Raw genomic sequence first — 25426 nt, 5'->3', positions numbered from 1 at the left:
ACCGCCCCAGCGGCTGGTTCAGGCGGTTGGCCTGGCCCATGACTGGCGTTCAGTACATGTTGCCCGAACCGCTGGTGGTGCCGGCTATGGTGATCCCGATGATGGCCAGCAGCCAGAGCGCACCGTAGCCCAGCAAGCACAGGTAGCCCAGGACCAGGCCGGCGATGGACATGCCCCTGCCCGCCGGTTCCCGCTTGAGCGCCATGTGTCCGGTGATGATCGCGGCGACCTGCGGCAGCAGGAGCCAGCCCATGATGACGGAGGCGATCCCGCACACCATGCTGGCAATGCTCAGCGTTTTCGGCTCCGCCTGCATGCCGTAGTACGCCGGCTGGCCATAGGGGCTGGCAGGCTGGCCGTACGGGCCCGGCTGCTGGGCATAGGGGCTCGGCTGCTGGCCGTACGGCGTCGGGTACTGGCCCGGTTCGCCGTAGGCGTCCTGACCGGAAGCGCCCTGCCCGTACTGCGGCTGCGGCTGCGGTGGTGTCCCGCCGGCGGAGGGCGCGGCGAAACGGGGCGGCTCAAAGCCCGACGGCGCGGCGGACTCGGGCTGTCCGGATTCGGGACGCTGGCTGGGCTGGTCGGACATGGTTTTCCCCCTTGGATTTTGTTCCAGCCTACTCCCGGCCGGCTGGGGGATCTATTGTCCCCAGTAGGGCAGGACGTACACCGCAAAGATCACAAAAGCGGCAAGGAGGGCAAGCCTTCCTGCGCCGCCAGCTCCGTGCTGGCGCGCCGCCGAGCCGGCACCGTGCCGAACCGAATTGTGCCGAGCCGAATTGTGCCGCCGGACCGGGCCAAGTCCGGCCGGCGTGGTCCCGGAGGGGTTGTCCCGGACCACCGGACGGGACGGCGAGGCCGCCCTCGGGGCAACACCTGCTGGCCCTGCTTCATCACTTGCGGACGTTCCGGCGGGCGGAACCGCGGTTCCGGGCCGTATGCTCCGCAGCGCCGTGATGCCGGCCTCCTGTTCGTGGGTCAGCTCCTGGCCGAGGTGTTTGTACAGACCCTCCACGGCCTGCCGGTCCAGGACCGGAGGCAGGGCTTCTATTGCCCCCACGACGCGGCCTGTTCCGGCCACTGCAACATCCGAGTTCGTCACGCCGAAGAGGTCCGGCTGGGCAGCCATGCAGATCAAGGGACGCACCAGCCTCCGGTGCCTCGGGGGAACCACGGACGTCACGGCGGCGCACTGGGCCAGGGCCCCCTCCACGGCCTGGGTCCGGGCGTATCGCCCCTGCCACAGCACGCCGGAGGCAACCCGAACCTCCCCGGTCCAGTCCTTGCAGTCCACCACCACCACGCCGCCCGGTCCCACCAGGACGTGGTCCAGGCTTGCCTTGGGCCGGCCGGGCCAGTGGACATCATGCAGCACGTACCAGCCCCGCGGCACCAGCTCGCCCAGCTTCTCGGCTACTGCCGTCGTGCCCTCGGCGCCTGCCTTCTCGGCGCCCGCGTCCCACGGCTTCGTGGAACGCTCCGCTTCGTCGAGCCGGCGCTTGAGCCTGGCCACCCTCTCCGCGGCCAGCCTGGACTGCTCGGCTGCCCCGTCTCCTGCCCCCATGGCGTCCCTGCTTCCCTGCCGGAAGGACGACGGCGGCCGCCCGCCGTCGTGCCTTGCTTCCATACGTTTTGCCGGATTTTTTCGAAGGTAACAGGGCACGCAGGCGGCGGTATATAAGTACTTTCCGGGGCAGTACTCAGGTTGACTACTCGCTTGATGACGTTATTCCGTCACAGGCCGGACACACCGGCCGCATTCCGGACGGATCGTTTTGACTCCGGCCCCCGTCTGGCATGCTGGTGGCATGGCTAGCCGCGCGGGCACAGTTGCCCAACCCCAGGACCTTGTTGACATCACTGCGCTCCTCGATGCGTACTACGACATCACGCCGGATCTGGGTGATCCAGGCCAGCGCGTGGTGTTCGGAACCTCCGGGCACCGCGGCTCCAGCCTCAAGGCGTCCTTCAACGAGAAACACATTGTTGCCATCACCCAGGCGATCGTGGAATACCGGGCAGGGCAGGGCATCACCGGTCCGCTGTTCCTGGCCAAGGACACGCACGCCCTGAGTGAACCTGCGCAGAACTCCGCACTTGAGGTGCTGGCAGCCAACGGCGTCCAGGTCCTCGTGGATGCCCGGCACGGCTACACCCCGACGCCCGCCCTGAGCCACGCCATCCTCACCTACAACCGGAAGGCCCCGGCCGGCGCCCCCCAGGCGGACGGCATCGTAGTCACCCCCAGCCACAACCCGCCGGCCGACGGCGGCTTCAAGTACAACCCTCCGCACGGCGGCCCGGCCGATTCCGATGCCACCGGGTGGATCGCCAACCGCGCCAACGAACTGCTCGGGAACGACCTGCGCGGGGTGAAGCGAATTCCCGTCGCCGACGCACTTGCCGCGGATACCACCGGCAAGTTCGACTTCCTCAGCAGCTATGTTGACGACCTCCCGTCCGTGCTCAACCTGGACGCCATCCGCGAGGCCGGGGTCAGGATCGGTGCCGACCCCATGGGCGGGGCATCCGTTGACTACTGGGGTGAGATCGGCGAGCGCCACCAGCTGGACCTGACCGTCGTGAACCCCACGGTGGACCCCCAGTGGGCGTTCATGACCCTGGACTGGGACGAAAAGATCCGGATGGACTGCTCCTCGCCGTCCGCGATGGCGTCGCTGATCAAGCGGATGTCCGACGGCGGGTCCGCCTTTGACATCGCCACGGGAAATGACGCCGACGCCGACCGCCACGGCATCGTGACACCGGACGGCGGACTGATGAACCCGAACCATTACCTCGCCGTCGCCATCGACTACCTGTACCGCAACCGCAGCGGCTGGAACCCGGCCTCGGTAGTGGGCAAGACCCTCGTCTCGTCGTCCATCATCGACCGCGTGGCGGAAAGCCTGGGCCGCAAGCTCGTTGAGGTTCCGGTCGGCTTCAAGTGGTTCGTGCCCGGCCTGCTATCCGGCGAAGGCGCGTTCGGCGGCGAGGAATCGGCCGGCGCCTCCTTCAACAAGAAGGACGGCACCGTCTGGACCACGGACAAGGACGGCATCCTGCTGGCCCTGCTCGCCTCGGAGATCACCGCCGTTACGGGCAAGTCGCCCTCGCAGCTGTACAAGGGCCTGACGGACCAGTTCGGCGCGCCCGTCTACGCCCGCATTGACGCAGCAGCCACGCGGGAGCAGAAGTCGGCACTCGGCAAGCTGTCGTCGTCGGACGTCACGGCGACGTCCCTGGCCGGGGAACCCATCCTGGCCAAGCTGACCGAGGCCCCCGGCAATGGCGCGCCCATTGGCGGGCTGAAGGTGGTCACGGAGAACGCCTGGTTTGCCGCCCGCCCCTCGGGCACCGAGGACGTCTACAAGATCTACGCCGAGTCCTTCAAGGGCGAGGAACACCTCAAGCAGGTCCAGGCGGAAGCCAAGGCCTTGGTGGACAGCGTTATCTCCTAGGCGGCTCTTCGGTTTCCGGCAGGGCCCACAGGCGCAGGATGCGCCGGACGGTGCGGTCACCGTCCGGCGCCATGTCCACCAGTGCAATACGGTCAAGCACGACGGCGTCGCCCGGGTTCAGCCGTTTGCCGCCTTGGTGCGAGACATGGGGCCGGTAGCCTGCCATCGTGTGGGCCGGCGTCAGGATTGTGCCGCCCAGGCTGCCGGCCGCAGCGACCAGCTGCTCGTGCAGGGCCTGCAGGTCCGGCTGGGGCTGGATGAGGTTCACGGGCACGGAGCCGTTCCGGCCGAAGCCTGCGTCCTCACCCACGGTCAGCCGGGCGCCCAGGGCGGCCATCGCGGGGCCTTCTGCAAGGCCGGCGATGCGCTCGGCCGCGTCGGCACTGTCCGGGGCGTCGGCGTCGAACCTCACCAGGGTGATGTGCAGCGGCCATTCGCTGCGGGGGAAGACCAGCCCGTCCGCCACCGGCTCGACGAAGGCCACCAGGACGAGGTTCCGCATCGGCATAGCCCCAGTCTGCCACCGCCCCTGCCGACGCTCTCTCACTTATTGCGGCTTAAGCGCCATCGCTCTCTCAGGGGTGAGAGAGCGATGGCAGAAAAGGCGCATTAAGTGAGAGAGCGTCCCGGGGGTCAGACGGTGCGGACGACGTCCTCGTAGGCGAACTTGGGCTTGGCTTCGCCCCAGGCGTCTTCGGCAGGCTGGCCGATGTTGACCACCAGGAAGCTCTTCTGGTCCCCGGCGGGGAAGAACGCTGCGTCGATCGCGCCAAAGTCGGCGCCCGTCATGGGGCCGGCGGCGAACCCGAGGGAGCGGACGGCCAGGATGAAGTAGCCGGCCTGCAGGTGGGCGTTGTTGTTGCCGGTGGCGGCGGCGAGTTCCGGGTTGGCGTCGTACATGGCCTTGGGGGCGTTGTAGCCGGGGAGGAAGGCGTCCCACTGCCCTGCCCAGTCGGTGTCGTAGCTGAGGATTGCCACCAGCGGGGCGGAAGCCGTCTTGGCGCGGTTGCCCGGCATGAGGGCCTCCACCAGCTTGGCGCGGGCCTCATCGGAACGGACGTAGGTCACGCGCAGCGGCTGGGAGTTGAAAGCGGTGGGGCCGAACTTGGTCAGCTCGTAGATTGCCTGCGCCTGATCCTCGGTCACCTCTCCGGTGAAGGAGTTGGCGGTGCGGGCCTGGGCGAAAATGGCGTCGACGGCGGCCGAATCGATAACCGCTTCTTCGTGGGCAATTGTCATGGGCTTACCTTTCGCTGCGCCTCCCCGCTTACCGGGGCGGCCTTGTTGCTTTCCATACTTGCAACTTCAACCAGCCCGTCCCTCTTCCCGTGACGGCGGGTGACGTCCGCCACAGCAGGCCGCAACGCGGCGCTGGCGGTATCCTTGTCCCAGTTAATCTTCGCCCTCCGCGGCACCCCCGAAAGCCCCCGAAAGGCCTCCGCCATGAGCATGCTCGGAATCAAATGGAAGCTGCACGGCACCGGAAAGTCGATTAAGCCGGGCCACGTGGTGGCCCCGGATGAGCGGCTGGCCTGGCCGCTCACCATCGGCGTGGGCATGCAGCACGTGGTGGCCATGTTCGGCGCCACGTTCCTGGTGCCCATCATCACGGGCCTGCCGCCTGCCACCACCCTGTTCTTCTCCGGCATCGGCACACTGCTTTTCCTGGTGATCACTAAGGGCCGGATTCCCAGCTACCTGGGCTCAAGCTTCGCCTTCATTGCCCCCATAATGGCGTCCCAGCAGCAGTTCGGCATTCCCGGGGCACTGGGCGGCGTGGTGCTGGCCGGCGCGGCCCTGGCCCTGGTGGGCGCCATTGTGCAGAAGTTCGGCGCAGGCTGGATCAACCGGCTGATGCCGCCCATCGTCACGGGCGCCATCGTGGCGCTGATCGGCCTCAACCTTGCCCCCGCCGCAAAAAACAACTTCGACGCCGCGCCCGTCACCGCCGTCGTCACGCTGGCCACCATCATCCTGGTCAGCGTCCTGTTCCGCGGGATCCTTGGCCGCCTGAGCATCCTGGTGGGCGTAATAGCGGGCTACCTCGTGGCCATGCTGCGCGGCGAAGTGAGCTACGCCAAGATGGATGCCGCCGCGTGGATCGGCCTCCCGCAGTTCCAGACCCCTGAATTCCACCTGGGCGTCCTGGGCCTCTTCGTGCCGGTGGTGCTGGTACTCGTGGCGGAGAACATCGGCCATGTGAAGTCGGTGGCCGCCATGACAGGGCAGAACCTCGACGACGTTTCCGGCCGCGCGCTGATGGCCGACGGCGCCGCCACCGTCCTGGCAGGCTTCGGCGGCGGCTCCGGCACCACCACCTACGCCGAGAACATCGGCGTCATGGCAGCCACCAAGGTGTATTCGACGGCGGCCTACTGGGTTGCCGGCATCTTCGCCATCCTGCTGAGCTTCTCCCCGAAATTCGGCGAGCTGATTGCCACTGTCCCGCCGGGCGTCCTGGGCGGAGCGGCCACCATGCTCTATGGAATGATCGGCATCCTGGGCGTGAAGATCTGGGTCCAGAACAAGGTCAATTTCTCGAATCCGGTCAACCTGACCACCGCCGCCGTGGCCCTGATCATCGGCATCGCGGACTACACCTGGACCATCGGTGACCTCAAGTTCACGGGCATCGCCCTGGGCTCGGCAGCGGCCCTGGTGATCTACCACGGCATGAAGGCCATAGCGAAGGCCAGGGGCACCGCGGCCGAGCCCGAGACGGAACAGGCAGGCCTTCCACCCGCCGTGAAGGCAGCCGTCAACGCCGCCGCCAAGCGGACACCCAAGAAGCGCTAGGCCTTCTTAAGGGACGGCGGCTCGGCGGGCAGGCCGGCCGGATGGCCGGCCTGGAAATGCCTATGCCCGAACACCGGTCCTGGCTGGGGCCGTTTGGGAGCCAGCGGAGCCGCCGCCGGGTGCCTGACCTGGCGGATGGCCCAGGGAACAAAGTATTCACGGGCCCATGCCAGGTCCTCGGCCCGGGCTGCCTTCCAGCTGCGCGGCGGGAGCGCCTTGGGCCGCATCGGTTCAAGGCTGTGGGGAACGGCCAGGGCCTCCAGTACCCCTATGGCTATGGTGTGGTGGCCCAGCGGCGAGAAATGCAGGCGGTCAGGATCCCACATGCCTGGTCCGGTGAGGTCGCGCAGGCACCACAGGTCAACCATGACGGCGTTGTGCCGGGCGGCCACTATGTACAGGTTCTCGTTGAAGATGGCCACCTTGCCGCGTATCTTGCCGAAGACCGGGGTGGCGCCCCAATCGGGACCGGCAAAAAGGACCACGGTGGCCCCGGAGCGGGCGAGCTGCTCCACGCCGGCGTCGATCTTCTCGGCAAGCTTGTCCGGGTCGCTGCGGCGGAACACAATGTCGTTTCCACCAGCGGAGAGCGTCACCAGGTCAGGTTTTGCGGCCAGTGCCGGGCCCACCTGCTGATCCAGGATCTCCCGCAGCCGCCGGCCCCGGATGGCGAGGTTGGCATAGGCAAAATCCGGCCGTCCAACGCTGAGTTCCTCGGCCACGCGGTCGGCCCAGCCCCGCAGCCCGCCCTGGTTCTCCGGCTCGGGATCGCCCACCCCCTCGGTGAACGAGTCGCCTAGGGCCACAAAGCGGTGCCAGGGATGCTGCATGGCTCCCGACGCCGGCTCCTCGTGCTTCTGCGCGGTCATGCCGTCCTCCCTTCCGCAGGATGAGGTGTGTCCTTGCCCCGTCCGGCCTTCCGGCCGCCCGGTTTTTCCGCCTGCTGGTCCAGCTCGGCGGGAGGCAGCAGGCGGAAGTCCGCCACGCCGTCGGGCGTTCCCTGCCTCAGCCCCGTGGGCTCCCTGCCGGAATCCCCGGCCCTGGGGCTCTCCCGGGCGGAGCCGGGCACAACCACGTTCAGGGCTGCGTCGCGCAGGTCGAGTTCGTGGTGCAGAGCCTGGTTCTGCAGGAATCGAAGGGCCCCCTCGCGGCTTAGCCCGTACTCATCCATGAGGCTGCGCACCGCCAGGTCCACCAGGACCAGGGAGCTTTGCACGACGGCGATCCCCGCCGTTGCCTCGGCGCGCTCCGCCACCCGCACCACTACCCGCAACGCGCGCGCCAGCTGCTGGGCGTAGCTCCTGCTGCGGAGGAGGTCGTCACTTGTGAACGTGTGGGGAAAGGCCGCGTACAGGTTGATGGCGGCGCTCGTTCCGCCCTCGGAGGCGATGGGTATGGAGAGGAGCGACTGCACCCCGTGGCTGGCGGCCGCACTTGCGTACCCGGGCCAACGCCGGTCGCGGCTGACATCGGACAACAGCACAAACTCGCCGCTGCGGATGGCCTCCATGACCGGACCGTCGGCGAACGAGCACTGTTCGCGGTCAGCCTCGCGCGCCTTTTCCGTTCCTGCGGCGACGGTGCGGGCCTGGCCCAGGCGGAAAAGGGTGGCTGCCCAGCTGATGCCGCGCTGTTCGCCCTTGATGTCCGCCATGAAGTCACGGGTGACTTCCCAGAGGTAGGTTTCGACATCCTTGCTGTCGAATACCTGTTCCGGGGGTACTGGAAGGGGTCCCCAGCCGAGCTGCCCTGTTGGTTCAGCGGCCATGATCCACGCCTTGGTTGAAGCGCTCCGGCCTACTGCAAAACCTGTTTTCTAAGACTACTCCCCCGACCGGTCGAAAGGAGGGGGAGCCGTCCCGGAACGCTAACCCGCCGGCAGCGTGGAGCATAGCGCGGCGGCAGAGCGAAGGCTGCGGGGCCAGCCACATTTCGCAGCTGCGGCTGCCGGTTGACTGGTCACTGATGACGACGGCGAACGCGGGCTCGGCCTGCGCGGCAAGGCCCGCGAGGGTTACGGCAAGTTCCGCCGGACGGTTGCATGTGGGCGGCAGGACGTCCCGGCACGCCGGAGGCCTCCGCCCTGCGGTTCCCCGGGGAACCACGGGGTGGAGGCCTCCATGCGAACTAACTTTCCCAACGCTCGCGGGAGGCCGCCGCGGACGGCCCCGGAGCGTGTTTAGCCGGCGCTGAACTCCTCGCCGTCGTCGTCTTTCGGCGACTTCTCCTGGGGCAGGTCATTGCCGCTGCCGTCCGGAATTCCGGCAGCTTCCTGCCCTGGCTCGGACGAGACCGGGGCGGATCCCCGGGAGTCGTCGTTGGACTCGTCGATCTCGGCGGCGCTGGAAGGAAGGTCCATGTCGTGGGGTACAGGATCCCCGCCGGCCTCCGACTGGGGCTCGTTCGTTTCCACGCTGCCCGGGGCGCCTTGGGCTCCGCCCATTTCCTGCTCAGCGGTGGGGGTGCCGTAGCCGCCCGGGTCCGTTTCGGGCTGCGCGTGCTGGTTTTCCTGCGTCATGGTTTCCTCCTGTTGTCTGTTCGGATGAAGCTGGTCTGCTGGGTCGCGTACGGTTTGGGGCCCGGGCTTAGAGCCCCTTGCCCCCGGTTACCGGCAGGACTGCCCCCGAAATGTAGGATCCGTCCTCGGAGGCCAGCAGCACATACGCCGCGGCAAGTTCGGCCGGCTGGCCTGCCCGCCCCAACGGGGTATCCTGGCCGAATTTCGGGAGCTTATCCGGCCACTCCGTTGCCGGGATCAGCGGGGTCCAGATGGGGCCGGGCGCCACAGCGTTGACGCGGATGCCCTGGGGACCAAGTTCCTGCGCGAGCGCTTTGGTGAACGCCACCTGCGCGGCCTTGGTCATGGCGTAATCAATGAGGCCCGGCGACGGGTTGAAGGCCTGGATGGATGCCGTGGTGATGATGGACGCGCCCGGTTTGAGGTGCGGTACCGCGGCCCGCGCGGTCCAGAGCAGCGAGTAGAGGTTGGTCTTGAAGACGCGGTCGAATTCCTCGGTGGCCAGGGACTCCAGGCTCTCGCGGTTCTTCTGGTAGGCCGCGTTGAGCACCACCACGTCCAGCCGCCCAAACCCGGACACGGTTTCCCCGGCAATGCGCGTGCTGAATTCCTCCTCGCGGCCGTCTCCGGCAAACAGGAGGACGCGCTGGCCCGCCTTGCGGATCCAGTCAGCGGTGTCCTGCGCATCTTCCTCCTCTTCCGGGAGGTAGGAAATGGCCACATCGGCACCCTCACGGGCAAAGGCAATGGCGGCGGCCTTGCCGATTCCGGAATCACCGCCCGTGATGAGGGCCGCCTTGCCCTGAAGCTTCCCGTGCCCCTCGTAGCTCAGTTCGCCATGGTCGGGCTTGGGTTCCATCGGCGCCGTGAGGCCGGGCTGCTTCTGTTCCTGCTCCGGGAACGGACCCGAGTGGTAGCCGCCCCGCGGATCCTTTGGCTGGTCTGTCTGCTTGCCTGTGTCGCTCATAGTCCGCCTGCTCACTGTGTCGGTTTTCGAAGAGCTCCGCTGTGCACCGGTCCTTCGAAGCTATCCCGGCCGGAGGAGCAAAGTCCACCGTTCGGTGCGAATATAATCAGTAAACTTACCAAATGTTGGGACGGGTGCAACGCCAGCCTTGCTTCTGGATCGGGGAAGAGTAGAAAGGGAACTAAGAGGCTGGCAGTGAAGGAGAAGCAGTGTCCGAGGTGGAGGATTACACAGGCCGATCGGGCCGGAACGAAACCCGCGAGGAACAACTGGACCGCAACTGGGCAGAACTGCTGCAGGAGTTGCGGGTGCTGCAGATGGGCGTTCAGATCCTTGCCGGCTTCCTGCTGACCCTCCCCTTCCAGCAGCGGTTCGAGGATCTCGACGATTTCCAGGTCAACCTCTACCTGGCCAACGTGGTGATTGCGGCCCTCACCACCGCACTCATCCTCCTGCCGGTGAGCGTGCACCGGCGGCTGTTCCGGAAGCGGCTCAAGGAAACCCTGGTGTCCAGCGGCGATTCGATCGCCAAGATGACCCTTGCCGGAATCGCGCTCCTGAGCGCGGGTACGGCTGCGCTTGTTTTCGATGTGGCCGCCGGCCGCACGGCCGGCCTTACTGCAGGCGGGGCGCTGATGGCGGTGATGGTGGTCCTGCTGGTCTACATCCCCATGCATTTGAACAGGCGCGCCACTGAAGACACGGCGCCCCATGAACAGGCGCGCCACTGAAGACACGGCGCCCCATGGCTTGAAGGGAGGCTAACAATGAGCAGCAAATGGATGAGGGAACACGGGCTGCTCCTGGTGAACGCGGGCCTGTTCCTCGTGTTCTTTGCGGGCATGATCCTGACCGGCGCGGCGAACTACAGCCAGGAGCAGCAGGCGCACGGGGAAGCCGCTGTATCAGTTCTGGCATTCCTGGCCACGGGCGACTTCGTCGAGGCCACCTTTGAGAACTGGGAATCGGAGTTCCTGCAAATGGCCATGTATGTGGCCCTGACTGCCTTTCTGTTCCAGAGGGGCTCTTCCGAGTCCAAGCCTGTAGGCAAGGACGCGCCACAGGACGAGGACCCGCGCCAGGCGGCCATCAAAAAGGCCACCCCCTGGCCGGTGAAGCGCGGCGGCGCAGTCCTCAAGGTCTACGAGCACTCGCTGTCCATCCTCCTGTTCCTGCTGTTCGTTGGCTCGTTCACCGCGCACGCCTTCGGCGGCGCCTCGGCGTACAACGAGGAACAGGAAAGCCACGGGGAGGCGGGCGTCTCGGTCATTCAGTACGTGGGCACCAGCCGCTTTTGGTTTGAATCCTTCCAGAACTGGCAGAGCGAGTTCCTGGCCGTCGCCGTCCTGGTGGGCGCGTCCGTCTATCTGCGGGAAAAGGGATCGCCGGAGTCCAAACCCGTTGCAGAGCCGCATTATGAAACCGGCACCTGAGCCGGGCACAGCCGAAAGGAATCTGCCGGCGAACCATCATGGGAACCGCCCCTGCTGGTGGCGGCGGCGCAGCACCACTACCGTTTAGCCCTTAGGCGCCCTCGAGTACCTGGCTGGTTGCCCGGGCCAGGTATTTGGCGGCGTTTCCCATCGCATCCTGCGGGCTGGGCGCCACGTCCAGCAGCTGTGCGGCAGCCACCACACCATGGTGGGCAAGTTCTTCAGGCGTGACCAGGATCCTGCCGGCCACCACGATCACCGGGATGCCGCGCTCCCGGGCTGCGTCCGCGAGCGCGATGGGCGCTTTTCCGGTCAGTGACTGCGAGTCCATGGATCCTTCGCCGGTGATGACCAGGTCTGCCTCACCCAGCTGTCCGGCCAGCCCGGTCAGCCCGGCAACAAGCGAGAAGCCGCCTTCCAGCGCGGCGTCGGTGAAGGCAAGGAACGACGCCGGGAAGCCACCGGCGGCGCCCGCCCCGGCGACGTTAACGTCCCGGCCCGTGGCTTCGCGCAGCACGGACGCCCAGTTGCGGAGGCCGGCGTCGAGCAGTTCCACTGTGTCCGGGTCCGCGCCTTTCTGCGGTGCGAAGACGTGCGCGGCGCCTTCGGGTCCGTAGAGGGGGTTGCGTACGTCGACGGCGATGCGGAAGGTTGTGGCGGCAAGCCGCGGGTCCAGCCCGCTCGTGTCCAGCGCGGCGACATCGGCGAGTGAACCGCCGCCCAGGGGCACCACGTTCCCCGCGGAGTCCAGCGGCTTCAGTCCCAGGGCACGCAGTGCCCCGCTGCCGCCGTCGGTCATGGCCGAGCCGCCGAGGCCCAGCACGATCTCGTTGGCGCCGGCGTCCAGGGCTGCCGCGATGAGCTGCCCGCACCCGTAGCTGTGGGCCCGGAGGGCGTTGGCCGGGGTGGGGTCCATCTCCGCAAGGCCGGAGGCCTGGGCCGTTTCAATGACGGCGGTGACCCTGCCGTCGCCGGCCTTGCTGATGGCCCAGGCGGCGCCAATTGGCGCAAGGATGGGGCCCACGACGGCGTTGAGGCGCTCCTCGTAGCCCGCCGAAACCGCCGCCTCCAGGGTCCCCTCGCCGCCGTCGGCAATGGGGAACTGCGTGGCGACGGCGTCAGGATAGACCCGCAAAGCACCTTCGGCGATGGCAGCCGCCGCCTCGGCCGCGGTCAGGGAACCCTTGAACTTATCCGGAGCAATAAGAATGCGCATGCGCTCCATCATGCCAGCAGCTGATAGGAAAGCGCTTGCCCGATCCGCAGTCCGGACGGACCCCCAGGCGTCGAGGCTAGCCCTCGCGCCACTCGTGGCTGGTGATGTGCGAGCCGGCCTGCGGCCCCATCTGCAGCATTCCGCCGTCGACCGCCCAGGATGCGCCGTTGACGTAGCTGGAACCTGCCGAGGCAAGGAAGGCGATGACCGCGGCAATTTCCCGGGCGTCACCGGGCCTGCCCAGGGGCACACCCGGCCGGTCCTTGGTGGTGGGGTCCTCGTCTTCCTGCCCTGTCATGGGAGTGGCGATCTCGCCCGGCGCCACGCTGTTGGCCGTGATGCCGTGTTCGGCGAGCTCGAGCGCCAGCGTCTTCATCAGGCCGCCCAGGCCGTGCTTGGACGCGTCATAGGCGGACGAACCCACCCGCGGCTGGAATTCGTGCACGCTGGTGACGGCAATCAGGCGTCCGCCCTTGCCGGCCTGCACCATTCGGCGGGCGGCGGCCTGCAGGCAAACAAAAGCCCCGTTGAGGTTGGTGTCCAGTGTTCGCATCCAGGTGTCGACGTCCAGGTCCAGGAACTTGGTGCCGTCGCCGGTCCCGGCATTGTTGACGAAGACGTCCACTCCGCCCAGTTCGTCCGCCAATTCGTCAATGACGGCCCCGGCGGCGCGAAGTTCAGTGGTGTCAAGCCGGCGCACCACCGCCTTGCGCCCCAGCCGCCGCACCTCCTCGGCCGTGCCTTCAGCGCCGGCTTTGTCTGAGTGCCAGGTGACACCCACGTCCATGCCGGCCCTGGCAAGGGCGACAGCCGTTGCCTTCCCAATGCCGGAGTCCGAGCCGGTAACGATGGCGGCGCTTGGGGCAAATCCTGCGGTGTCCTGCACGGTGGCAGCCTTTCGTTCGGTCAAGCCGGGCGGCGGAGTTCCGGCGCCGAGGGATATTCGCCGTCCTGCGAAGAATCAGGCTCTTCCGGCACGGCCATCAGCGGCACCGCGAAGGTCACTACAGGGCGCCCCTCAGGATCGTCCGCGGACCTGATGGTCAGGCTCCTGGTTCCGGCAGGCACCGTTGGGGTGAACACCTGGAGGTTCCTCGACCCCACGGTGGCGGAATCCCGGAACGAGTACGCCGTTCCGAAGTGGTCCTGGAGGCTGATGCGCGGCTCCGGCGCACCGTCGGAGGCCAAGTGGATGTTGACCACCAATCCCGCGGACCAGATCTCGACGGACAGGACGGTGAACTCCGTGGAGCGGGTGACATGGTTCCCATAGGTGGGCGGGAGCAGCATCCCGCGGAGGGAACCGGAGGGAATGAGTTTGCGCATGGTAGTTCCTGTAAGGTCTGCGTCCACCGTCGGCAAACCGGCGCCGGCTTCATGGGCCGGTGCTGGTGCTGGCGGCAGAACGGTGCGCGGTTTAGGCGTCTTCGCGACCGGGATTCTCCAGCCGGAAGATGTTTGACTGCTGGCCGTCGCTGCGCTGTTGCTGGTAAATGAAGTTCAGTCCCCGGGAGTCGGATTTTTCAAACCATCCCCCCGGCTGATGTGCCGGATCCTGCCCTTTTCGCTCTTCGTCGTGCGTGGCGGCCAGGCTCCGGCCCTCGCGCTCCGGTTCGTCCTCCGTTGAGGTGACCTCCTGTGAATACTTAGGGGATTTGGATGACTCCGCCTGCCCTTCCCCTGCCGGTCGGCAGTAAGTGTACTTGCCATTCAGCATCCCGATCCGCCTGCGTGTCAAGGGTTTGAGTGGCGGCGCGATGCGCCTTCGGAAAGGAGCCAGCCTCCGGGCGGAAGGGGCTGAGCCCCGGCTAATGCCTCGGACGGAGCACAGCAAAATACCCCGGCACCCGGCTCTTCCCGCCGATCCCGGTCATTGGATGTGTTTCGATGGCCACTTCCCCGTCTTCCAGGAGTTCCCAACTCTCCGGCGGAAGTACCCGCGAGCGCTCTTCGGGACCGAAATGGCCGGGCATCGGCAGCCCGCGGATCGCGCGCTCAAGGGGGGCCGGGATGCTTTGGCGGGTTGCACCGAGGTGGGAAACGTACTCAACGGGATTGCCCTGGAAATTCGTTTCGGCGAGGAATATGGTGCCCCGGCTTCCGACCAGCAGCCGCAGGTTTTCCACCAGCGCCGCCTGGTCGGCCTGATCCAGCACGTGGAGCACGCCCCGGATGAAGACGTTTGCGTCAGTGCTGCCGGCCAATCCCCTGCCCGCCCCCGGCGCGGTCATGTCCCGCGCAACGTAGCGCACAGGGCCTGCGCTGCCGGCCGTGGGTGCCTGGGCGCCCGCGTAGGCTATGGCCTGCCCGGAAACATCCACGCCGATGACCTCGGGGAAGACTGCGGCCAACGCGCGGGTAAAACTGCCGTGGCCGCAGCCCACGTCCACCACGGGCAGGTCCGGGTCCAGGTGGCGAAGCAGCACGTCCCTGTAGCCGAGGAATTCATGGTCGGTCCCGGCATCCCAGAGAACCTCGCCTCCGGCCCCCCTGATGCCGGCCCAGTACGCGTCCCATGCCAGCGGCCGGTCCTTGGGGGCAGAGCGGGACAGCCGGATGAGCTTAGGGACCATCAGGTACTTCTGCAGGGTGGACCACAGTGACTTTGCCGGGAGGGACTTCGAGGGGGAGGGCACGGATCAAATATAGGGGCCCGGACAACCCGGCTGCGGGATCTGCCGCCTGCATGACCCCCTTGGCAGCTCCTGTCGGCGCCCGCCAGGGCGGTAAAAGTCCTCCATTTCTTTCCCGGGGAGCCGCCCGCCCGGCGTGACCATACAATGTACTCAACTGGGAGGGAAGGGGACACCGTGGCGGCTGACACGCCGAGTGACTTGCGCGCGCCGCGCACCGCCGTCGTGGCAGACCCTGACGATGCGCGCCTCGCATCATATGCCAAGGCGCTGCGGGATGCGGGCTATTCGGTCCTGTGCGCAAGGGACGCCGCCGGACTTGCTGCTTCCCTGGAAGAAAGCCGCCCTTCAGTCGTCGTGGTTGACACGTCGCTCTCCGCCGTCAAAGCAGACGCGCCGGTACTTGTGGTGGTGGACCTCGACGATCCTGCAGAGCTCGCTGCCATGAAGCCGTCCGGCATCCACGACTGCATCGCCAAGCCGCCCGCCCCCCGGGAACTGGCCTACCGCGCCACTGCCCTGATCGACATGGTGGCCCGCCGCAATGCCGCCCGGCAGGAAACCGAGGCACTGCGCGAACAGCTCCGGCAGGTCTCTGCCGCTGTCCGGGCCACGAACGACCCGGAGGAGATCGCCCGCCATGTGGTGGCCGGCTTTGGCCGGACCTTCAAGGCCGACCACGTCTGGCTGACCACTTTCGAGGACAGCCGGGTTCCCCGCATCAACGCCGCCTGGAGCAGGCCCGGGCTGGCGCCGCTCAACGAACAGGCACTGCCGGACGAGGATGATGCCCGCCGGACAGCGGACCTGCTGTGGGCCGGCGCCGAGACCTCGTCTTCACCCGGCACGGAGGAGCCGACGGCGGGTGAGGCCGCTTCACCGGGCATCGGCGACGCCGTTTCCTCCTTGGCCGTGCCCATGGGCGAGGGCAGCTCTTCGCTGGGCATTATTTGGATTGCGATGATCGACCAGCCGCGGACCTGGTCCGGGACTGAACTGGGGCTCATCCAACATGTGGCGGGCAACGCGGCCCACGGACTGATCCAGAGCCACCTGATCAGCAGCCAGCAGCAGGTGGTGAAGCAGCTGCAGCAGCTGGACAAGGCCAAAACGGACTTCCTTGCCACGGTCAACCATGAGCTGCGGACGCCCCTGACGTCCATCATGGCGTATCTGGACATGATCCAGGAAAGCACCGAGCAGCCCGTCTCTCCCGAAGTCCACCAGATGCTGGACATCGTGGTCCGGAACACGGAGCGGCTCAGGATCCTGATCGAGGACATGCTGAGCGTTTCCCGCAACGGCCTTGATGACAGCCTGATGCACCTCACCCCGGTGCGGCTGGGACAGACCCTGGACCTCGTGGCCGCGGCGCTTCGGCCCCTGGCTACACTGCAAAACGTCACCATCGCCGTGGAGCAGGTTCCGGAGGACCCGGAGATCCTTGCCGACGAGGTGCAGCTGCAGCAGGTGTTCACCAACCTGGTCTCCAATGCCATCAAGTTCACCCCCAGCGGAGGGCGCATCCAGGTGGGGAGCGAGTCGCACGCCGCGGCTGATGGCACCCGGTGGGCCACGGTCAGTGTGGCGGACACCGGCATCGGCATTTCGAGCGACGAGATCGACCACGTCTTCACCCGCTTCTACCGGGCATCAAACGCCATGTCGGGGGCGATTCCCGGGACAGGGCTGGGGCTGGCCATCACCAAGGACATCGTGTCCCGGCACGGTGGCAGGATCGACGTTTCCTCGATCCTGGGCGCAGGGACCACGGTCACGGTCAGCCTCCCCCTTGACGCTGAACGCAGCCAGGAAAACTGAGCGGGATGCAGGACTCCGATGTTTGCGGATAACGACCCGCGGCTCTCCCGGCTCCTGGAAGGCATTGTGCGGCTGGCGTCCGGCGACCTCACCTCACGGATCGAGGTTTCTCCGGCGCGTGACGAGCTCGATGCCATCATCATGGGCACCAACCTGCTCGCCGAGGACCTGCAGATCATCTACGAGGAGCTTGAACAGCGGGTGCAGGTCCGGACCCGGCTCCTGCACGAGGCCCATCTGGAGATGCAGAAGATGGCCATGCAGGACCCGCTCACGGGCCTGGCAAACCGCTCCGCCCTGATCGACGCACTGAACGCCGCCCTTGAGGCCGACACCGAATCGGACGAAAGCCCGGTCCTCCTCATGATGGACCTGAACGCGTTCAAATCCATCAACGACAGCCTGGGCCACTCCGCCGGGGACCACGTCCTGATCACCGTGGGGGAACGAATCCGCGGCGCCGTGCGCGAATCCGACGTCGTTGCCCGCCTCGGCGGCGACGAGTTCGCCATCGTCCTGCCCTCGGCCACCCATGACCAGGCCGGCTTTGTGGGCCACCGCATCCTGGCAGCCGTACGTGAGCCCATTGAGCTGCCGGGACGGAGCCTCCGCTGCGGTGCCAGCATCGGGCTCAGCGCCGGCGAGCCGGGCAAGACGCCGGAGGACATGCTGATGGAGGCCGACGTCGCCATGTACGCGTCCAAGGCGGAAGGCCAGAACAAGCTGCACCGCTTCGAGCCGGGACTCCTGCTTGTCCGCAGGCTCCGCAGCCAGCTGGTGGAGGATTTGCGTACCGCCATCAGCACGGACGGCCTGACGCTCAACTACCAGCCGGTCGTGGAACTGGGCTCAGGCCGGATCGAGGGCGTTGAGGCCCTGGTCCGCTGGAACCATCCGACCCGCGGCCTGATCATGCCGGACGAGTTCATTCCGCTGGCGGAAGAAGCCGGGCTGATCTCCGACCTGGGACTGTGGGTGCTCCGGGCGGCAGTTCACCAGCTCCGCGACTGGGTCAACGCCTCCGTCGTGGACAGCCGGTTCTCAGTCCGGATCAATATCTCCGCCACAGACCTGCAGAGCCTGCAGTTCATCGAGGATGTCAGGAATGTCCTGAAGGAAACCGGCGTTCGGCCGGACCAGGTGGTGCTGGAACTGACGGAACTTGCCATCGTCAAAGGCAACGATCTTGACCGGTACTCGCTGGGCGGGCTGCGGGGCCTGGGCGTGGGGATCGAGATCGACGATTTCGGCACCGGCTACTCGTCCATCAGCTACCTGCGCCGGCTTCCGGTGGACCGGGTCAAGGTGGACCGGTCACTGATCACCGGGCTGGGAACCGATCCCACGCAGCCCGCCCTGGTGGCGGCGGTCCTGCAGCTGGTCCGGGCGTGCGGGCTGGAAGCGGTATGGGAAGGCGTTGAAACAGCAGAGCAGGCTGAGATCCTTCGCGGCCTGGGCTGCCTCAGCGCCCAGGGCTATTTCTTCAGCAGGCCGGTCCCTCCGGAACAAATTCCGGAATTAGTGGCAAAACAGCCGGAACGCGCAAAGCAGCAAGGCTGAAACTACTGCGCATTTGTTTCCTGCGATATACGATCATGATGCGGTGTGTGGGTTTTCGTCGCCGCGAAAATCAGTGTTGAACTGGGCACCGGACTCTAAAGGCGTTTACAAATTGAACATCAAAGGGCCATTGGGTCATTACTTCGTCAACTGGGGGCGTAGCTAATGTCGGTTCGAATACAGGCATGGGGAATTATCGCCGCTGTGCTGGCGGACACGGATCCGGCCGGAGCGGCTGTCCGGCAGCGCCTTAGCAACCGCTTGGACGAAAATCCCGGAGTGCCCGAGCGTGCGCTCCTCGAATACCTTCTTGAGACCCGGCGGAGTGACGCCAACACGGCGGAAACGCTGGAGACTGCCAGGCAGATGCGCCTCACACCCGCCGTCCCGCCCAAAGTGGCGGAACAGATCGATGCAATCCGCAGCATGTCACGCATCAGCGCCCTGCTTGAGAGCCAGATGCTGATGACAGCCTTCCAACCCATTTACGGGCTGGAAGAAAAAATCGTGGTGGGAGTCGAGGCGTTGTCCCGGTTCGTCAGCGACGACGGTGCTGCGGCAGAACTGTGGTTCGCTGAGGCAGCCGCTGTGGGGCTGGGAGCGAACCTCGAATTTTCGGCACTGGGATCTGCTGCCGCCGCAGCTAAGACGCTTCCCGAGAACCTGTTCGTGTCACTCAACATCTCGCCCGATTCATGCCTTGACCCCAGGCTTCCGGAACTGTTCGAGCACATCGAGCTTCCCGTCAGCCGCGTAGTGCTCGAACTGACGGAAACCATCACGGACGAGGAATACCCGCAGTTCATCGCCGCCATCAATCCGTTGCGCGACCAGGGCCTGCGGATCGCCGTGGATGACACCCATTCAGGGGCAGGGGCACTGAGCCGGATGGTGCACCTCCGCCCGGACTTCCTGAAGGTGGGCCGGAACGTCATCGGCGATGTCGACAAAGACGGCCTCCAGCGCGCCCTTGCCGCCTGCCTGGTGGACTTTGCGGACCAGATCGGCACGTCACTCGTGGCAGAGGGCATCGAGACTGTTGGGGAGCTCAAGGTCCTCACCGAACTGGGAATCACAGCCGGGCAGGGCTATCTCCTCGGCCGGCCTTCGGTGCGGCCCAAGGACTGGGCCAGCTGGAACAGCCGGCTGGACCTGGACGGGATCAGCCGCCACGTGGCGGGACCCGATCAGGCCGCCGGCAAACCACACACAAGCTAACCGCACTGGCACAAGGCCTCAGCCGGCGGAAGCCCGCCGGGCCGGTTCAGGCGTGGGCAATCCGGCAGGCCCTCAGCCGGCGGGGCTATTCGCTGTGGCCCTGGTCGCGGCTCATTTGGTCCTCAGCCGGCGGCGTCTCGCCGGGAGGCACTCCCCCACCCGGCTCCAGCCCGGTGACGTTGCCTTCGGCAGGGTCCGGATTCGGTGATGCGGCGGAGTCCCCGCTTCCCTGCTTGCCCGGCTGGTCAGGGTTCGCGGGATCATTTTCCGGATGGTATCTGCTCACGGTGCATGCGTCCTTCCTGCACGGCCGGGGTTCCTTACCCCGGCTCTGGACTAATTGTAAGCATGCTGATAATTCTGGAAGGGTAATGCTTCGGGCATCCGCTGGATTGCCCGGCAGGCAAGGTCGGAAGGAGCAGCCACATGGGTATCGGCGACAGCATCGGCAAGGCAGCAGAAAACGCCATGGAGGATCTGGCAGGGACATCAAAGCCCACGGAGAAAGCACATGTTCCTGATCCCGCGGATCCCAACGATGACGTGGAAGTGCACTCCTCCCTGAGCGAGGGCTCCAACGCGATGGAAGCGGAGAAGGAAGAGGCTCCGGGACTCAAGACCGGCGCAGCCCCCGGGCCCGTATCGGAGAATCCCTTCGGCGGGGATGCGGAGCCTGACGAGCCGGCCGGCAGCAATGGCGGTAGCGGGGGCACCAGCACGGGTCGGGGGTAGTGGCCGGGCGTAGGTGACCTCAGCCGCGCGGCCACTTTCCGCGTTCCAGCAGGACCTCGCGGAGCAGGTCCGCGCGGTCGGTCACCAGACCGTCCACGCCCATGTCAAGGAGCCGGCGCATTTCACCGGGATCGTTGATCGTCCAGGCATGGACCACCAGGCCCAAGGTGTGGGCGCGGCGGACAAACCCGGGCGTCACCACTTCCACCCTGCCGTAACGCACCGGAACCTGCAGGGCGTGGACTCCTCGCAGGTTCAGGCGCATGCTCCACCTGAACACCGGTCCGGGGAGTATCGGGCCCAGCACCGTGAACAAGCCCACCGAAACCACTCCGGCTGACGCTGCCACCGGCTGGCTCAGCAGCTTCAGCACCGCCCGCCGCCTCCGGTCCGAGAAGCTGGTCAGCAGCACCCGGTGGTGCACTTGGTGGTATTCAATTCCAGCGGCGATGCTGCGTACGGAATTCCAGTCCTTGACGTCCACATTCAACCGGACGCCAGGCAGCTCGACGAGCAGTTCATCGAACCGCGGGATGGGCTCGCGTCCGCCGATCCGCGCCTCGGCCACCTTATGGGCGGGAAGCTCGGACACCTTCCCGCTGCCGTCGGTCACCCGGTCCAGCGTCTCGTCATGGAAGAGGAACACCACGCCGTCGGCCGTGGTGTGGACATCGGTTTCGAGGTACCGGTAGCCGAGGTCGACGGCGGCGCGGAACGCGGCCATCGAGTTCTCCAAACCTTCACGCGAAAATCCACGGTGGGCCATCGGGATGGGCAGCGGCGACCCGTCTGCATCAGCATGCTCGAAGAAGGGGAGTGCCACAATGCGAGCGTACCCCAGGCGGCACCGGCCCGGGGCGGGCGGCAGGGCCGCGGCGGTCAGCCCTCCTGAAGGACTATGTCCACTCCGTCGCTGCAGTGCAGCAGCGTACGGCCGCGCCCGCCGTCGAAATCGATCCATACCGCCGCATGGTCGGCGGTGACCGCATCCACGAGGCCGCTGGCTTCGAACCCCGGGGCCAGGAGGACGCGGACGCGGTCGCCCTGCCGCAGCTTCTTCCAGTGCGGAGCAGGCGCGGCCTCGCGGAGCGGCGCCTCAGCATTTCCAAGCTTCGCTTTTCTTCCCATTGCTTCCCCCTGTGCCGGAACGGAGAGGTTGGGCTCTCCGTTTCCCACGTTAGGGAGCAAAGGTAAACGCGAGGTGAGCGCCAGCTGTGTAAACGGCGCCGGCACCTGAGAGTCAGGACAGTTGGACACCCAGCGAGGCCAGCCGCGCCTCCAGGACCTGGGCCACGCCGTCGTCGTCAAAATGCGGGGCCTGCTGCCCTGCCGCGCGGATTGCTTCAGGGTGGCCGCTGGCCATGGCGTAGCCCTGGCCTGCCCAGCGGAGCATTTCGATGTCGTTGGGCATGTCTCCGAAGGCCACCACGTCCGCAGCCCGGATTCCCAGGCTGGCCGCGTATTCGGCCAGGGTGACGGCCTTGTTGACCCCGGGAACCGCGAGCTCGAGCATCGGCACGCCCGGCGATGAGTGCGTGGCGGACGCGAGGTGTTCGACGGCGGGAGCCACCTCCGCGAGGAAGTCATCTGCGGTGCCCTCGCGGACAATGGCCAGGAACTTCACCACCGCGTCGTCCGCCGCCAGCGATTGGGCGAGCGGCGCCGGGGTGAATTCGGCGAGCAACTCGCTGGAGCCGTTTTCGATGAAACCGGGCTCCAGATGGAACCCGCCCAGCGTTTCGGCGGCGAACAGGGCGGCGGGGCGCAGACGCTTGATGATGCGGCGCACCTCCAGCACGGCATCGATGGTCAAGGTGCGGGCCGAGACCAGCTTGTCCGCCTCAAGGTCCCAGACCACGGCGCCGTTGGAGCAGATGACGGTTCCCGCATGGCCGAGCCGGTCCTGCAGCGGGTGCAGCCAGCGCGGCGGCCGGCCGGTGACAAAAACGAGTTCGACGCCGGCCTCCCGGCATGCGTGGAAGGCGCGGACGGTGCGGTCGCTGATTTTTCCGTCGTGGCCGAGGATCGTTCCGTCAATGTCGCTTGCTACCAACCGCATCATGCCAGTCTACGTGGCGGTCCCCGGGGCCAGCGCCGCCGTCGGTGCCTGCTAGAAACTGGAGACCGACAGGCCCAGGCCAAGGAGCCCCCGGCCCGCCTGCTCAAGGATGGGATCGGTGGCCAGGGTTGGATGGTTAAGCAGGACGCCCACATCCCGCTGGATCCGCTGGAGCGGATGCGAAAGCCGGTGGGCGCTTCCGCCGGAGCGGGCCATGATCAGGTTGACGGCCTGGGCAGCGGCCTCGCCGCTGAGGGCAAAGGACAGGCGATACTGCGCCCTCTTCCCCTCCGCCATGGTCCTCGGCGGCCGTCGATGGGACGCATCCACCAGCCGCACCGCCTCCGCCCAGTGCAGCCGTGCGGTGGCAACCAGCCCGTAAGCCTGGGCGAAGCGCGCCTGCGCAACGGCAGAGTCCGCCTGGCGGCTCTCCGCAGTGTTCTTGACCTTGCGCCTGAGCATCTGTTCCCGGAACAGCTCCAGGGCGTGTTCCGCGGCTCCCAGTGCGGCCGAAGGGGCAACAATGTTCAACAGCGTGCCCATGGGCGTGCTGATGATGGGGTCCGGATGAATGCGGCTGCCGGGATTGTCCTCAGCCGTCAGCAGGGTCCAGGCCGCTGCCCGGCGGGCAGGCACAAACAGTTGCTGTGCGTGGATGTCGTTGCTTCCGGTTCCCCTCAGGCCGGCGGTGTGCCAGGTGTCCACTATCTCCACATCGTTGATGGGGACAAGGCACTGCAGGCGCACGCCGTTGTGGTCCACCGCCAGGAGCGCCCACTGGGAGTGCAGCACGCCGGAGGCGAAGCTCCAGCGGCCGGTGATGAGGTAACCGCCGGGCGCCTCCTCGGCAATGCCGACCGGCGCGCCGGTGGCGGCTGCCAGGGGCGCCGGGCCGCCTGCGAACACTTCATCCTGCACCGCTTGCGGCCAGCGTGCGAGCATCCAGACGTGCTCCATCAGGTGCCCGGCGTTCCAGGCCGTGGAGGGGCAGCCCCGGGCCAGCCTCCGCACCACCTCACCATAGGTTTCCACGCCCATGCCATAACCGCCGACACCGATGGGGGCGAGGATCCTGAAGACGCCGGCGTCCTGCAGTTCCAGCAGTGTGATGTCCGGGATGCGCCGCAGGTTCTCCGTTTCCTCCGCCCGCTCCCTCAGCCGGGGAACCAGGGCATCAACCCTGGCCAGCAGTTCCTCATGTGTTGGGATCCCCGAAGACGCGGATCCAGGAACGGTGGACACGCCGGCGGAAACATCGTCGATATAGATTGTCATGCCTGTCCCGCCCGCCTCAGGCCGCAAAGTCCAGGGTGTGGGCGGTGCGGTCCCGCTTGGCGGCCAGGTAGCGGTGGTTTGCCGGAGACAGGTGCACTCCCGTGGGGACCTGTTCGGTGACCTCTATGCCCAGCGCCTTCAGTTGGGCCGTCTTGTCCGGGTTGTTGCTGAGGAGGCGGACTGACGTGGCGCCAAGCGCGGCGAGCATCTGGGCAGCGGCCGTGTAGTCCCGCTCGTCCTCGCCGTGGCCCAGGGCCACGTTCGCTTCGTAGGTGTCCAGGCCTGCGTCCTGCAACGCGTACGCATCGAGCTTTGAGTACAGGCCGATGCCCCTGCCTTCCTGGCGCAGGTACAGCAGGAACCCGCCGGTGGCCGCGATCTCCTCCACCCCTTCGCGCAGTTGGGGGCCGCAGTCGCACCGCTCGCTGCCAAACACATCGCCCGTGAGGCATTCACTGTGGAGCCGGACAAGGGGCGCGGACTGCGCCGATTCCCCGTGGAGCAGCAGGGCCTGTTCCCAGCCGCCGAGTCCAAGCAGGAGGTGCTCCTTGCCGTCGGCAAGCCCGTGGAAGGTGAGGACGTCGGCGGTTGCGGCATAGCCGTCCGGAAAGCGCAGGGGAACGCTGACCCGGCTGCGAACGGTGGCGCTACCGAGCCCGCGGCTGACGTACTGGTTACTGGTCAGGGGCATTTCGGGTCCTCAGGCGTTAGTTGAACTTTCAACCTAACGATACCCGAGCTTACTTGAAGCTACAAGCTTTATTTTCCGCGCTGCCGCTGGCCGGAGACGCGCCCGGCAGCTTCGCGCGGCCTGCCGCCCAGGCGCGCAGTGACCTTGGCAGCAGCTGCCGCGCATGACTCCCCCAAGGCCTGGATGCGCTCCGTGGAGACCCGGAACCGCGGCGCGGGGATAAGGACGGCAGCCACCACCTCACCCCGATGGTCGTAAACGGGGGCCGCCAGTCCCACCTCATCGATGGAGGTTTCCCCGTAGTTGACGGCCCAGCCGCGGCGGAGGTCGTCCTTCAGCCGGACCAGGTAGGCATCCAGGCTGGATTCGTCCAGGCCGGGATAGCTGATCGTCCCGCTGCTGAGCAGGGAGCGGACCCTTTCCTCCGGCTCCTGGGCGAGGAAGACCTGGACTGAGGAGCTGAGGGCGTCGCTGTACCGGGCACCCAGCGGGGTGGTGTGCTTGATCTGGTGGTGGCTGGCGATCTGCTCCACGCAGATGGATTCGTCACCGCTCCACACCATGAGTGCACTGGTTTCACCGGTCTGCTCGGACAGCTCCCGCAGAACCGGGTAGGCGACGCGGCGCTCCTCGAGTTCGGCGAGGAGCGGCCCGGCGACGGCGATCAGGCCCAGGCCGAGCCGGAAGCGGCGCGTCTCGGGGTCCCGCTCCACCAGGTGCTCCTGTTCAAAAGTGGCCAGGATCCTGGAGACGGTGCTTTTGTGCAGCCCCACGCGGTTGGCAATCTCGGTGACGCCGAGCAGTGGCTCGTCCGCCGAGAAAGTCCGGAGGACGGCGATGGCGTTGACGATGACGGAAGCGCCCTTGCTGTCGCCGTTGCCTGTGGTCTCGGATTCTGCTGCACTCATGGTGGTACCCATCATTCCCTAAGGGAGGCCGGAAGCGGGGGGGGGGGGGGGGGGGGGGGGGGGGGGGGGGGGGGGGGGGGGGGGGGGGGGGGGGGGGTGGGGTGGGGGGGGGGGGGGGGGCCGGGGGGGGGGGGCGGG

The 25426-nt window shown here is 66.9% G+C and carries 28 protein-coding genes; 8 read left to right on the top strand and 20 right to left on the bottom strand.

Going from position 1 to position 25426, the window contains the following annotated elements; all coding sequences use genetic code 11:
- Positions 1–49 precede the first annotated feature (49 nt).
- A complete protein-coding gene (locus PV768_RS09095) occupies positions 50–589 on the bottom strand; it encodes a DUF4190 domain-containing protein (protein WP_421092846.1) in 540 nt (179 codons plus the stop codon).
- A 51-nt stretch (positions 590–640) separates the two neighbouring features.
- Entirely contained in the window at positions 641–1627 is a 987-nt protein-coding gene (locus PV768_RS09090; protein WP_421092845.1) for an NERD domain-containing protein, read from the bottom strand.
- Positions 1628–1808: 181 nt separating this feature from the next.
- On the opposite strand from PV768_RS09090, the gene pgm reads away from it, so the two are divergent.
- Positions 1809–3461: a phosphoglucomutase (alpha-D-glucose-1,6-bisphosphate-dependent) gene (gene pgm / locus PV768_RS09085; RefSeq protein WP_157239802.1), complete on the top strand. Its 1653-nt coding sequence runs from the start codon at positions 1809–1811 to the stop codon at positions 3459–3461.
- On the opposite strand, the gene PV768_RS09080 is transcribed toward pgm, so the two are convergent.
- On the bottom strand, positions 3451–3963 hold the full coding sequence (locus PV768_RS09080) for a 2'-5' RNA ligase family protein (RefSeq protein ID WP_421092915.1): 513 nt from the start codon (positions 3961–3963) through the stop codon (positions 3451–3453). The genes pgm and PV768_RS09080 overlap by 11 nt on opposite strands.
- A gap of 131 nt (positions 3964–4094) precedes the next feature.
- A complete protein-coding gene (locus PV768_RS09075) occupies positions 4095–4700 on the bottom strand; it encodes a malonic semialdehyde reductase (RefSeq protein ID WP_157239805.1) in 606 nt (201 codons plus the stop codon).
- 204 nt (positions 4701–4904) lie between these two features.
- Here PV768_RS09075 and PV768_RS09070 point away from each other — a divergent pair, with 204 nt between their 5' ends.
- Positions 4905–6257 carry a uracil-xanthine permease family protein gene (locus PV768_RS09070; RefSeq protein WP_421092844.1) on the top strand — a complete coding sequence of 451 codons (1353 nt, stop codon included), beginning with the start codon at positions 4905–4907 and terminating at the stop codon, positions 6255–6257.
- Here the strand turns inward: PV768_RS09070 and PV768_RS09065 are convergent.
- The 4 genes from PV768_RS09065 to PV768_RS09050 all read right to left on the bottom strand — a co-directional run bounded on the left by PV768_RS09065 (position 6254) and on the right by PV768_RS09050 (position 9742).
- Positions 6254–7126 carry an SGNH/GDSL hydrolase family protein gene (locus tag PV768_RS09065; protein ID WP_421092843.1) on the bottom strand — a complete coding sequence of 291 codons (873 nt, stop codon included), beginning with the start codon at positions 7124–7126 and terminating at the stop codon, positions 6254–6256. The two genes, PV768_RS09070 and PV768_RS09065, sit on opposite strands and share 4 nt — an antisense overlap.
- Positions 7123–8025: a GAF domain-containing protein gene (locus tag PV768_RS09060; RefSeq protein ID WP_321215034.1), complete on the bottom strand. Its 903-nt coding sequence runs from the start codon at positions 8023–8025 to the stop codon at positions 7123–7125. The genes PV768_RS09065 and PV768_RS09060 overlap by 4 nt, the downstream gene beginning before the upstream one ends.
- Before the next feature lie 411 nt (positions 8026–8436).
- Positions 8437–8775: a hypothetical protein gene (locus PV768_RS09055; RefSeq protein WP_157239812.1), complete on the bottom strand. Its 339-nt coding sequence runs from the start codon at positions 8773–8775 to the stop codon at positions 8437–8439.
- Positions 8776–8842: 67 nt separating this feature from the next.
- On the bottom strand, positions 8843–9742 hold the full coding sequence (locus PV768_RS09050) for an SDR family oxidoreductase (protein ID WP_321215033.1): 900 nt from the start codon (positions 9740–9742) through the stop codon (positions 8843–8845).
- Positions 9743–9951: 209 nt separating this feature from the next.
- On the opposite strand from PV768_RS09050, the gene PV768_RS09045 reads away from it, so the two are divergent.
- Both PV768_RS09045 and PV768_RS09040 read left to right on the top strand, forming a co-directional pair.
- Positions 9952–10473, top strand: coding sequence for a DUF6328 family protein (locus PV768_RS09045; protein ID WP_421092842.1), 522 nt, complete (start codon positions 9952–9954; stop codon positions 10471–10473).
- A 36-nt stretch (positions 10474–10509) separates the two neighbouring features.
- The gene (locus tag PV768_RS09040; protein WP_421092841.1) at positions 10510–11175 is read left to right on the top strand and encodes a DUF6766 family protein; all 666 of its coding nucleotides are present in this window, start codon (positions 10510–10512) and stop codon (positions 11173–11175) included.
- 91 nt (positions 11176–11266) lie between these two features.
- Here PV768_RS09040 and PV768_RS09035 read toward each other — a convergent pair whose 3' ends face one another.
- The 5 genes from PV768_RS09035 to PV768_RS09015 form a co-directional block, all read right to left on the bottom strand.
- Complete coding sequence (locus PV768_RS09035; protein ID WP_421092840.1) at positions 11267–12391, bottom strand: glycerate kinase; 1125 nt, start codon at positions 12389–12391, stop codon at positions 11267–11269.
- A 76-nt stretch (positions 12392–12467) separates the two neighbouring features.
- Positions 12468–13277, bottom strand: coding sequence for an SDR family oxidoreductase (locus PV768_RS09030; protein WP_421092839.1), 810 nt, complete (start codon positions 13275–13277; stop codon positions 12468–12470).
- 20 nt (positions 13278–13297) lie between these two features.
- On the bottom strand, positions 13298–13717 hold the full coding sequence (locus tag PV768_RS09025; RefSeq protein ID WP_157239821.1) for a hypothetical protein: 420 nt from the start codon (positions 13715–13717) through the stop codon (positions 13298–13300).
- 91 nt (positions 13718–13808) lie between these two features.
- Positions 13809–14108 (bottom strand): hypothetical protein, encoded by a 300-nt coding sequence (locus PV768_RS09020; RefSeq protein ID WP_421092838.1) that lies wholly within the window; start codon positions 14106–14108, stop codon positions 13809–13811.
- 91 nt (positions 14109–14199) lie between these two features.
- On the bottom strand, positions 14200–14964 hold the full coding sequence (locus PV768_RS09015; protein WP_421092914.1) for a class I SAM-dependent methyltransferase: 765 nt from the start codon (positions 14962–14964) through the stop codon (positions 14200–14202).
- Between the two features lie 237 nt (positions 14965–15201).
- Here PV768_RS09015 and PV768_RS09010 point away from each other — a divergent pair, with 237 nt between their 5' ends.
- The 3 genes from PV768_RS09010 to PV768_RS09000 all read left to right on the top strand — a co-directional run bounded on the left by PV768_RS09010 (position 15202) and on the right by PV768_RS09000 (position 19623).
- Positions 15202–16845: an ATP-binding protein gene (locus PV768_RS09010; protein WP_421092837.1), complete on the top strand. Its 1644-nt coding sequence runs from the start codon at positions 15202–15204 to the stop codon at positions 16843–16845.
- An 18-nt stretch (positions 16846–16863) separates the two neighbouring features.
- Positions 16864–18405 (top strand): putative bifunctional diguanylate cyclase/phosphodiesterase, encoded by a 1542-nt coding sequence (locus PV768_RS09005; RefSeq protein WP_421092836.1) that lies wholly within the window; start codon positions 16864–16866, stop codon positions 18403–18405.
- Between the two features lie 165 nt (positions 18406–18570).
- Positions 18571–19623 (top strand): EAL domain-containing protein, encoded by a 1053-nt coding sequence (locus PV768_RS09000; protein WP_321215025.1) that lies wholly within the window; start codon positions 18571–18573, stop codon positions 19621–19623.
- A gap of 85 nt (positions 19624–19708) precedes the next feature.
- Here the strand turns inward: PV768_RS09000 and PV768_RS08995 are convergent, their stop codons facing one another.
- Positions 19709–19909, bottom strand: coding sequence for a DUF6480 family protein (locus PV768_RS08995; RefSeq protein ID WP_421092835.1), 201 nt, complete (start codon positions 19907–19909; stop codon positions 19709–19711).
- Positions 19910–20049: 140 nt separating this feature from the next.
- Between PV768_RS08995 and PV768_RS08990 the strand changes: the two genes are divergently transcribed.
- Positions 20050–20355, top strand: coding sequence for a hypothetical protein (locus tag PV768_RS08990; protein WP_421092834.1), 306 nt, complete (start codon positions 20050–20052; stop codon positions 20353–20355).
- Between the two features lie 19 nt (positions 20356–20374).
- Here PV768_RS08990 and PV768_RS08985 read toward each other — a convergent pair whose 3' ends face one another.
- The 6 genes from PV768_RS08985 to PV768_RS08960 all read right to left on the bottom strand — a co-directional run bounded on the left by PV768_RS08985 (position 20375) and on the right by PV768_RS08960 (position 25288).
- On the bottom strand, positions 20375–21178 hold the full coding sequence (locus PV768_RS08985; protein WP_323057807.1) for a glycerophosphodiester phosphodiesterase: 804 nt from the start codon (positions 21176–21178) through the stop codon (positions 20375–20377).
- A gap of 56 nt (positions 21179–21234) precedes the next feature.
- The gene (locus tag PV768_RS08980; RefSeq protein WP_157239831.1) at positions 21235–21483 is read right to left on the bottom strand and encodes a hypothetical protein; all 249 of its coding nucleotides are present in this window, start codon (positions 21481–21483) and stop codon (positions 21235–21237) included.
- A 112-nt stretch (positions 21484–21595) separates the two neighbouring features.
- Positions 21596–22414 (bottom strand): HAD family hydrolase, encoded by an 819-nt coding sequence (locus tag PV768_RS08975; RefSeq protein ID WP_321215021.1) that lies wholly within the window; start codon positions 22412–22414, stop codon positions 21596–21598.
- Between the two features lie 51 nt (positions 22415–22465).
- A complete protein-coding gene (locus PV768_RS08970; RefSeq protein WP_421092833.1) occupies positions 22466–23689 on the bottom strand; it encodes an acyl-CoA dehydrogenase family protein in 1224 nt (407 codons plus the stop codon).
- Positions 23690–23705: 16 nt separating this feature from the next.
- Positions 23706–24380, bottom strand: a complete 675-nt coding sequence (locus tag PV768_RS08965) for a GTP cyclohydrolase II (protein WP_157239837.1) — start codon at positions 24378–24380, stop codon at positions 23706–23708.
- 68 nt (positions 24381–24448) lie between these two features.
- Entirely contained in the window at positions 24449–25288 is an 840-nt protein-coding gene (locus tag PV768_RS08960) for an IclR family transcriptional regulator (RefSeq protein WP_421092832.1), read from the bottom strand.
- Between the last annotated feature and the right edge of the window lie 138 nt (positions 25289–25426).

It is taken from the genome of Pseudarthrobacter sp. CC4 (assembly GCF_048957775.1).
Classification (GTDB): domain Bacteria; phylum Actinomycetota; class Actinomycetes; order Actinomycetales; family Micrococcaceae; genus Arthrobacter.
Note: the sequence above shows the minus strand (reverse complement) of the source record. Positions and strands in the feature narration are given on the sequence as shown.

Excerpts from the sequence above, each read along its gene's own strand:
- pgm (WP_157239802.1), top strand. The coding sequence starts at position 1,809 with ATGGCTAGCCGCGCGGGCACAGTTGCCCAACCCCAGGACCTTGTTGAC.
- PV768_RS08970 (WP_421092833.1), bottom strand. The coding sequence starts at position 23,689 with ATGACAATCTATATCGACGATGTTTCCGCCGGCGTGTCCACCGTTCCT.
- PV768_RS08975 (WP_321215021.1), bottom strand. The coding sequence starts at position 22,414 with ATGCGGTTGGTAGCAAGCGACATTGACGGAACGATCCTCGGCCACGAC.
- PV768_RS09020 (WP_421092838.1), bottom strand. The coding sequence starts at position 14,108 with ATGCTGAATGGCAAGTACACTTACTGCCGACCGGCAGGGGAAGGGCAG.
- PV768_RS09075 (WP_157239805.1), bottom strand. The coding sequence starts at position 4,700 with ATGACAATTGCCCACGAAGAAGCGGTTATCGATTCGGCCGCCGTCGAC.
- PV768_RS09065 (WP_421092843.1), bottom strand. The coding sequence starts at position 7,126 with ATGACCGCGCAGAAGCACGAGGAGCCGGCGTCGGGAGCCATGCAGCAT.
- PV768_RS09070 (WP_421092844.1), top strand. The coding sequence starts at position 4,905 with ATGAGCATGCTCGGAATCAAATGGAAGCTGCACGGCACCGGAAAGTCG.
- PV768_RS09055 (WP_157239812.1), bottom strand. The coding sequence starts at position 8,775 with ATGACGCAGGAAAACCAGCACGCGCAGCCCGAAACGGACCCGGGCGGC.
- PV768_RS09040 (WP_421092841.1), top strand. The coding sequence starts at position 10,510 with ATGAGCAGCAAATGGATGAGGGAACACGGGCTGCTCCTGGTGAACGCG.
- PV768_RS09050 (WP_321215033.1), bottom strand. The coding sequence starts at position 9,742 with ATGAGCGACACAGGCAAGCAGACAGACCAGCCAAAGGATCCGCGGGGC.
- PV768_RS08960 (WP_421092832.1), bottom strand. The coding sequence starts at position 25,288 with ATGAGTGCAGCAGAATCCGAGACCACAGGCAACGGCGACAGCAAGGGC.
- PV768_RS08980 (WP_157239831.1), bottom strand. The coding sequence starts at position 21,483 with ATGGGAAGAAAAGCGAAGCTTGGAAATGCTGAGGCGCCGCTCCGCGAG.
- PV768_RS09080 (WP_421092915.1), bottom strand. The coding sequence starts at position 3,963 with ATGCGGAACCTCGTCCTGGTGGCCTTCGTCGAGCCGGTGGCGGACGGG.
- PV768_RS09095 (WP_421092846.1), bottom strand. The coding sequence starts at position 589 with ATGTCCGACCAGCCCAGCCAGCGTCCCGAATCCGGACAGCCCGAGTCC.
- PV768_RS09005 (WP_421092836.1), top strand. The coding sequence starts at position 16,864 with ATGTTTGCGGATAACGACCCGCGGCTCTCCCGGCTCCTGGAAGGCATT.
- PV768_RS09060 (WP_321215034.1), bottom strand. The coding sequence starts at position 8,025 with ATGGCCGCTGAACCAACAGGGCAGCTCGGCTGGGGACCCCTTCCAGTA.
- PV768_RS09035 (WP_421092840.1), bottom strand. The coding sequence starts at position 12,391 with ATGCGCATTCTTATTGCTCCGGATAAGTTCAAGGGTTCCCTGACCGCG.
- PV768_RS09015 (WP_421092914.1), bottom strand. The coding sequence starts at position 14,964 with ATGGTCCCTAAGCTCATCCGGCTGTCCCGCTCTGCCCCCAAGGACCGG.
- PV768_RS08965 (WP_157239837.1), bottom strand. The coding sequence starts at position 24,380 with ATGCCCCTGACCAGTAACCAGTACGTCAGCCGCGGGCTCGGTAGCGCC.
- PV768_RS09090 (WP_421092845.1), bottom strand. The coding sequence starts at position 1,627 with ATGGAAGCAAGGCACGACGGCGGGCGGCCGCCGTCGTCCTTCCGGCAG.
- PV768_RS08990 (WP_421092834.1), top strand. The coding sequence starts at position 20,050 with ATGGGTATCGGCGACAGCATCGGCAAGGCAGCAGAAAACGCCATGGAG.
- PV768_RS09000 (WP_321215025.1), top strand. The coding sequence starts at position 18,571 with ATGTCGGTTCGAATACAGGCATGGGGAATTATCGCCGCTGTGCTGGCG.
- PV768_RS09025 (WP_157239821.1), bottom strand. The coding sequence starts at position 13,717 with ATGCGCAAACTCATTCCCTCCGGTTCCCTCCGCGGGATGCTGCTCCCG.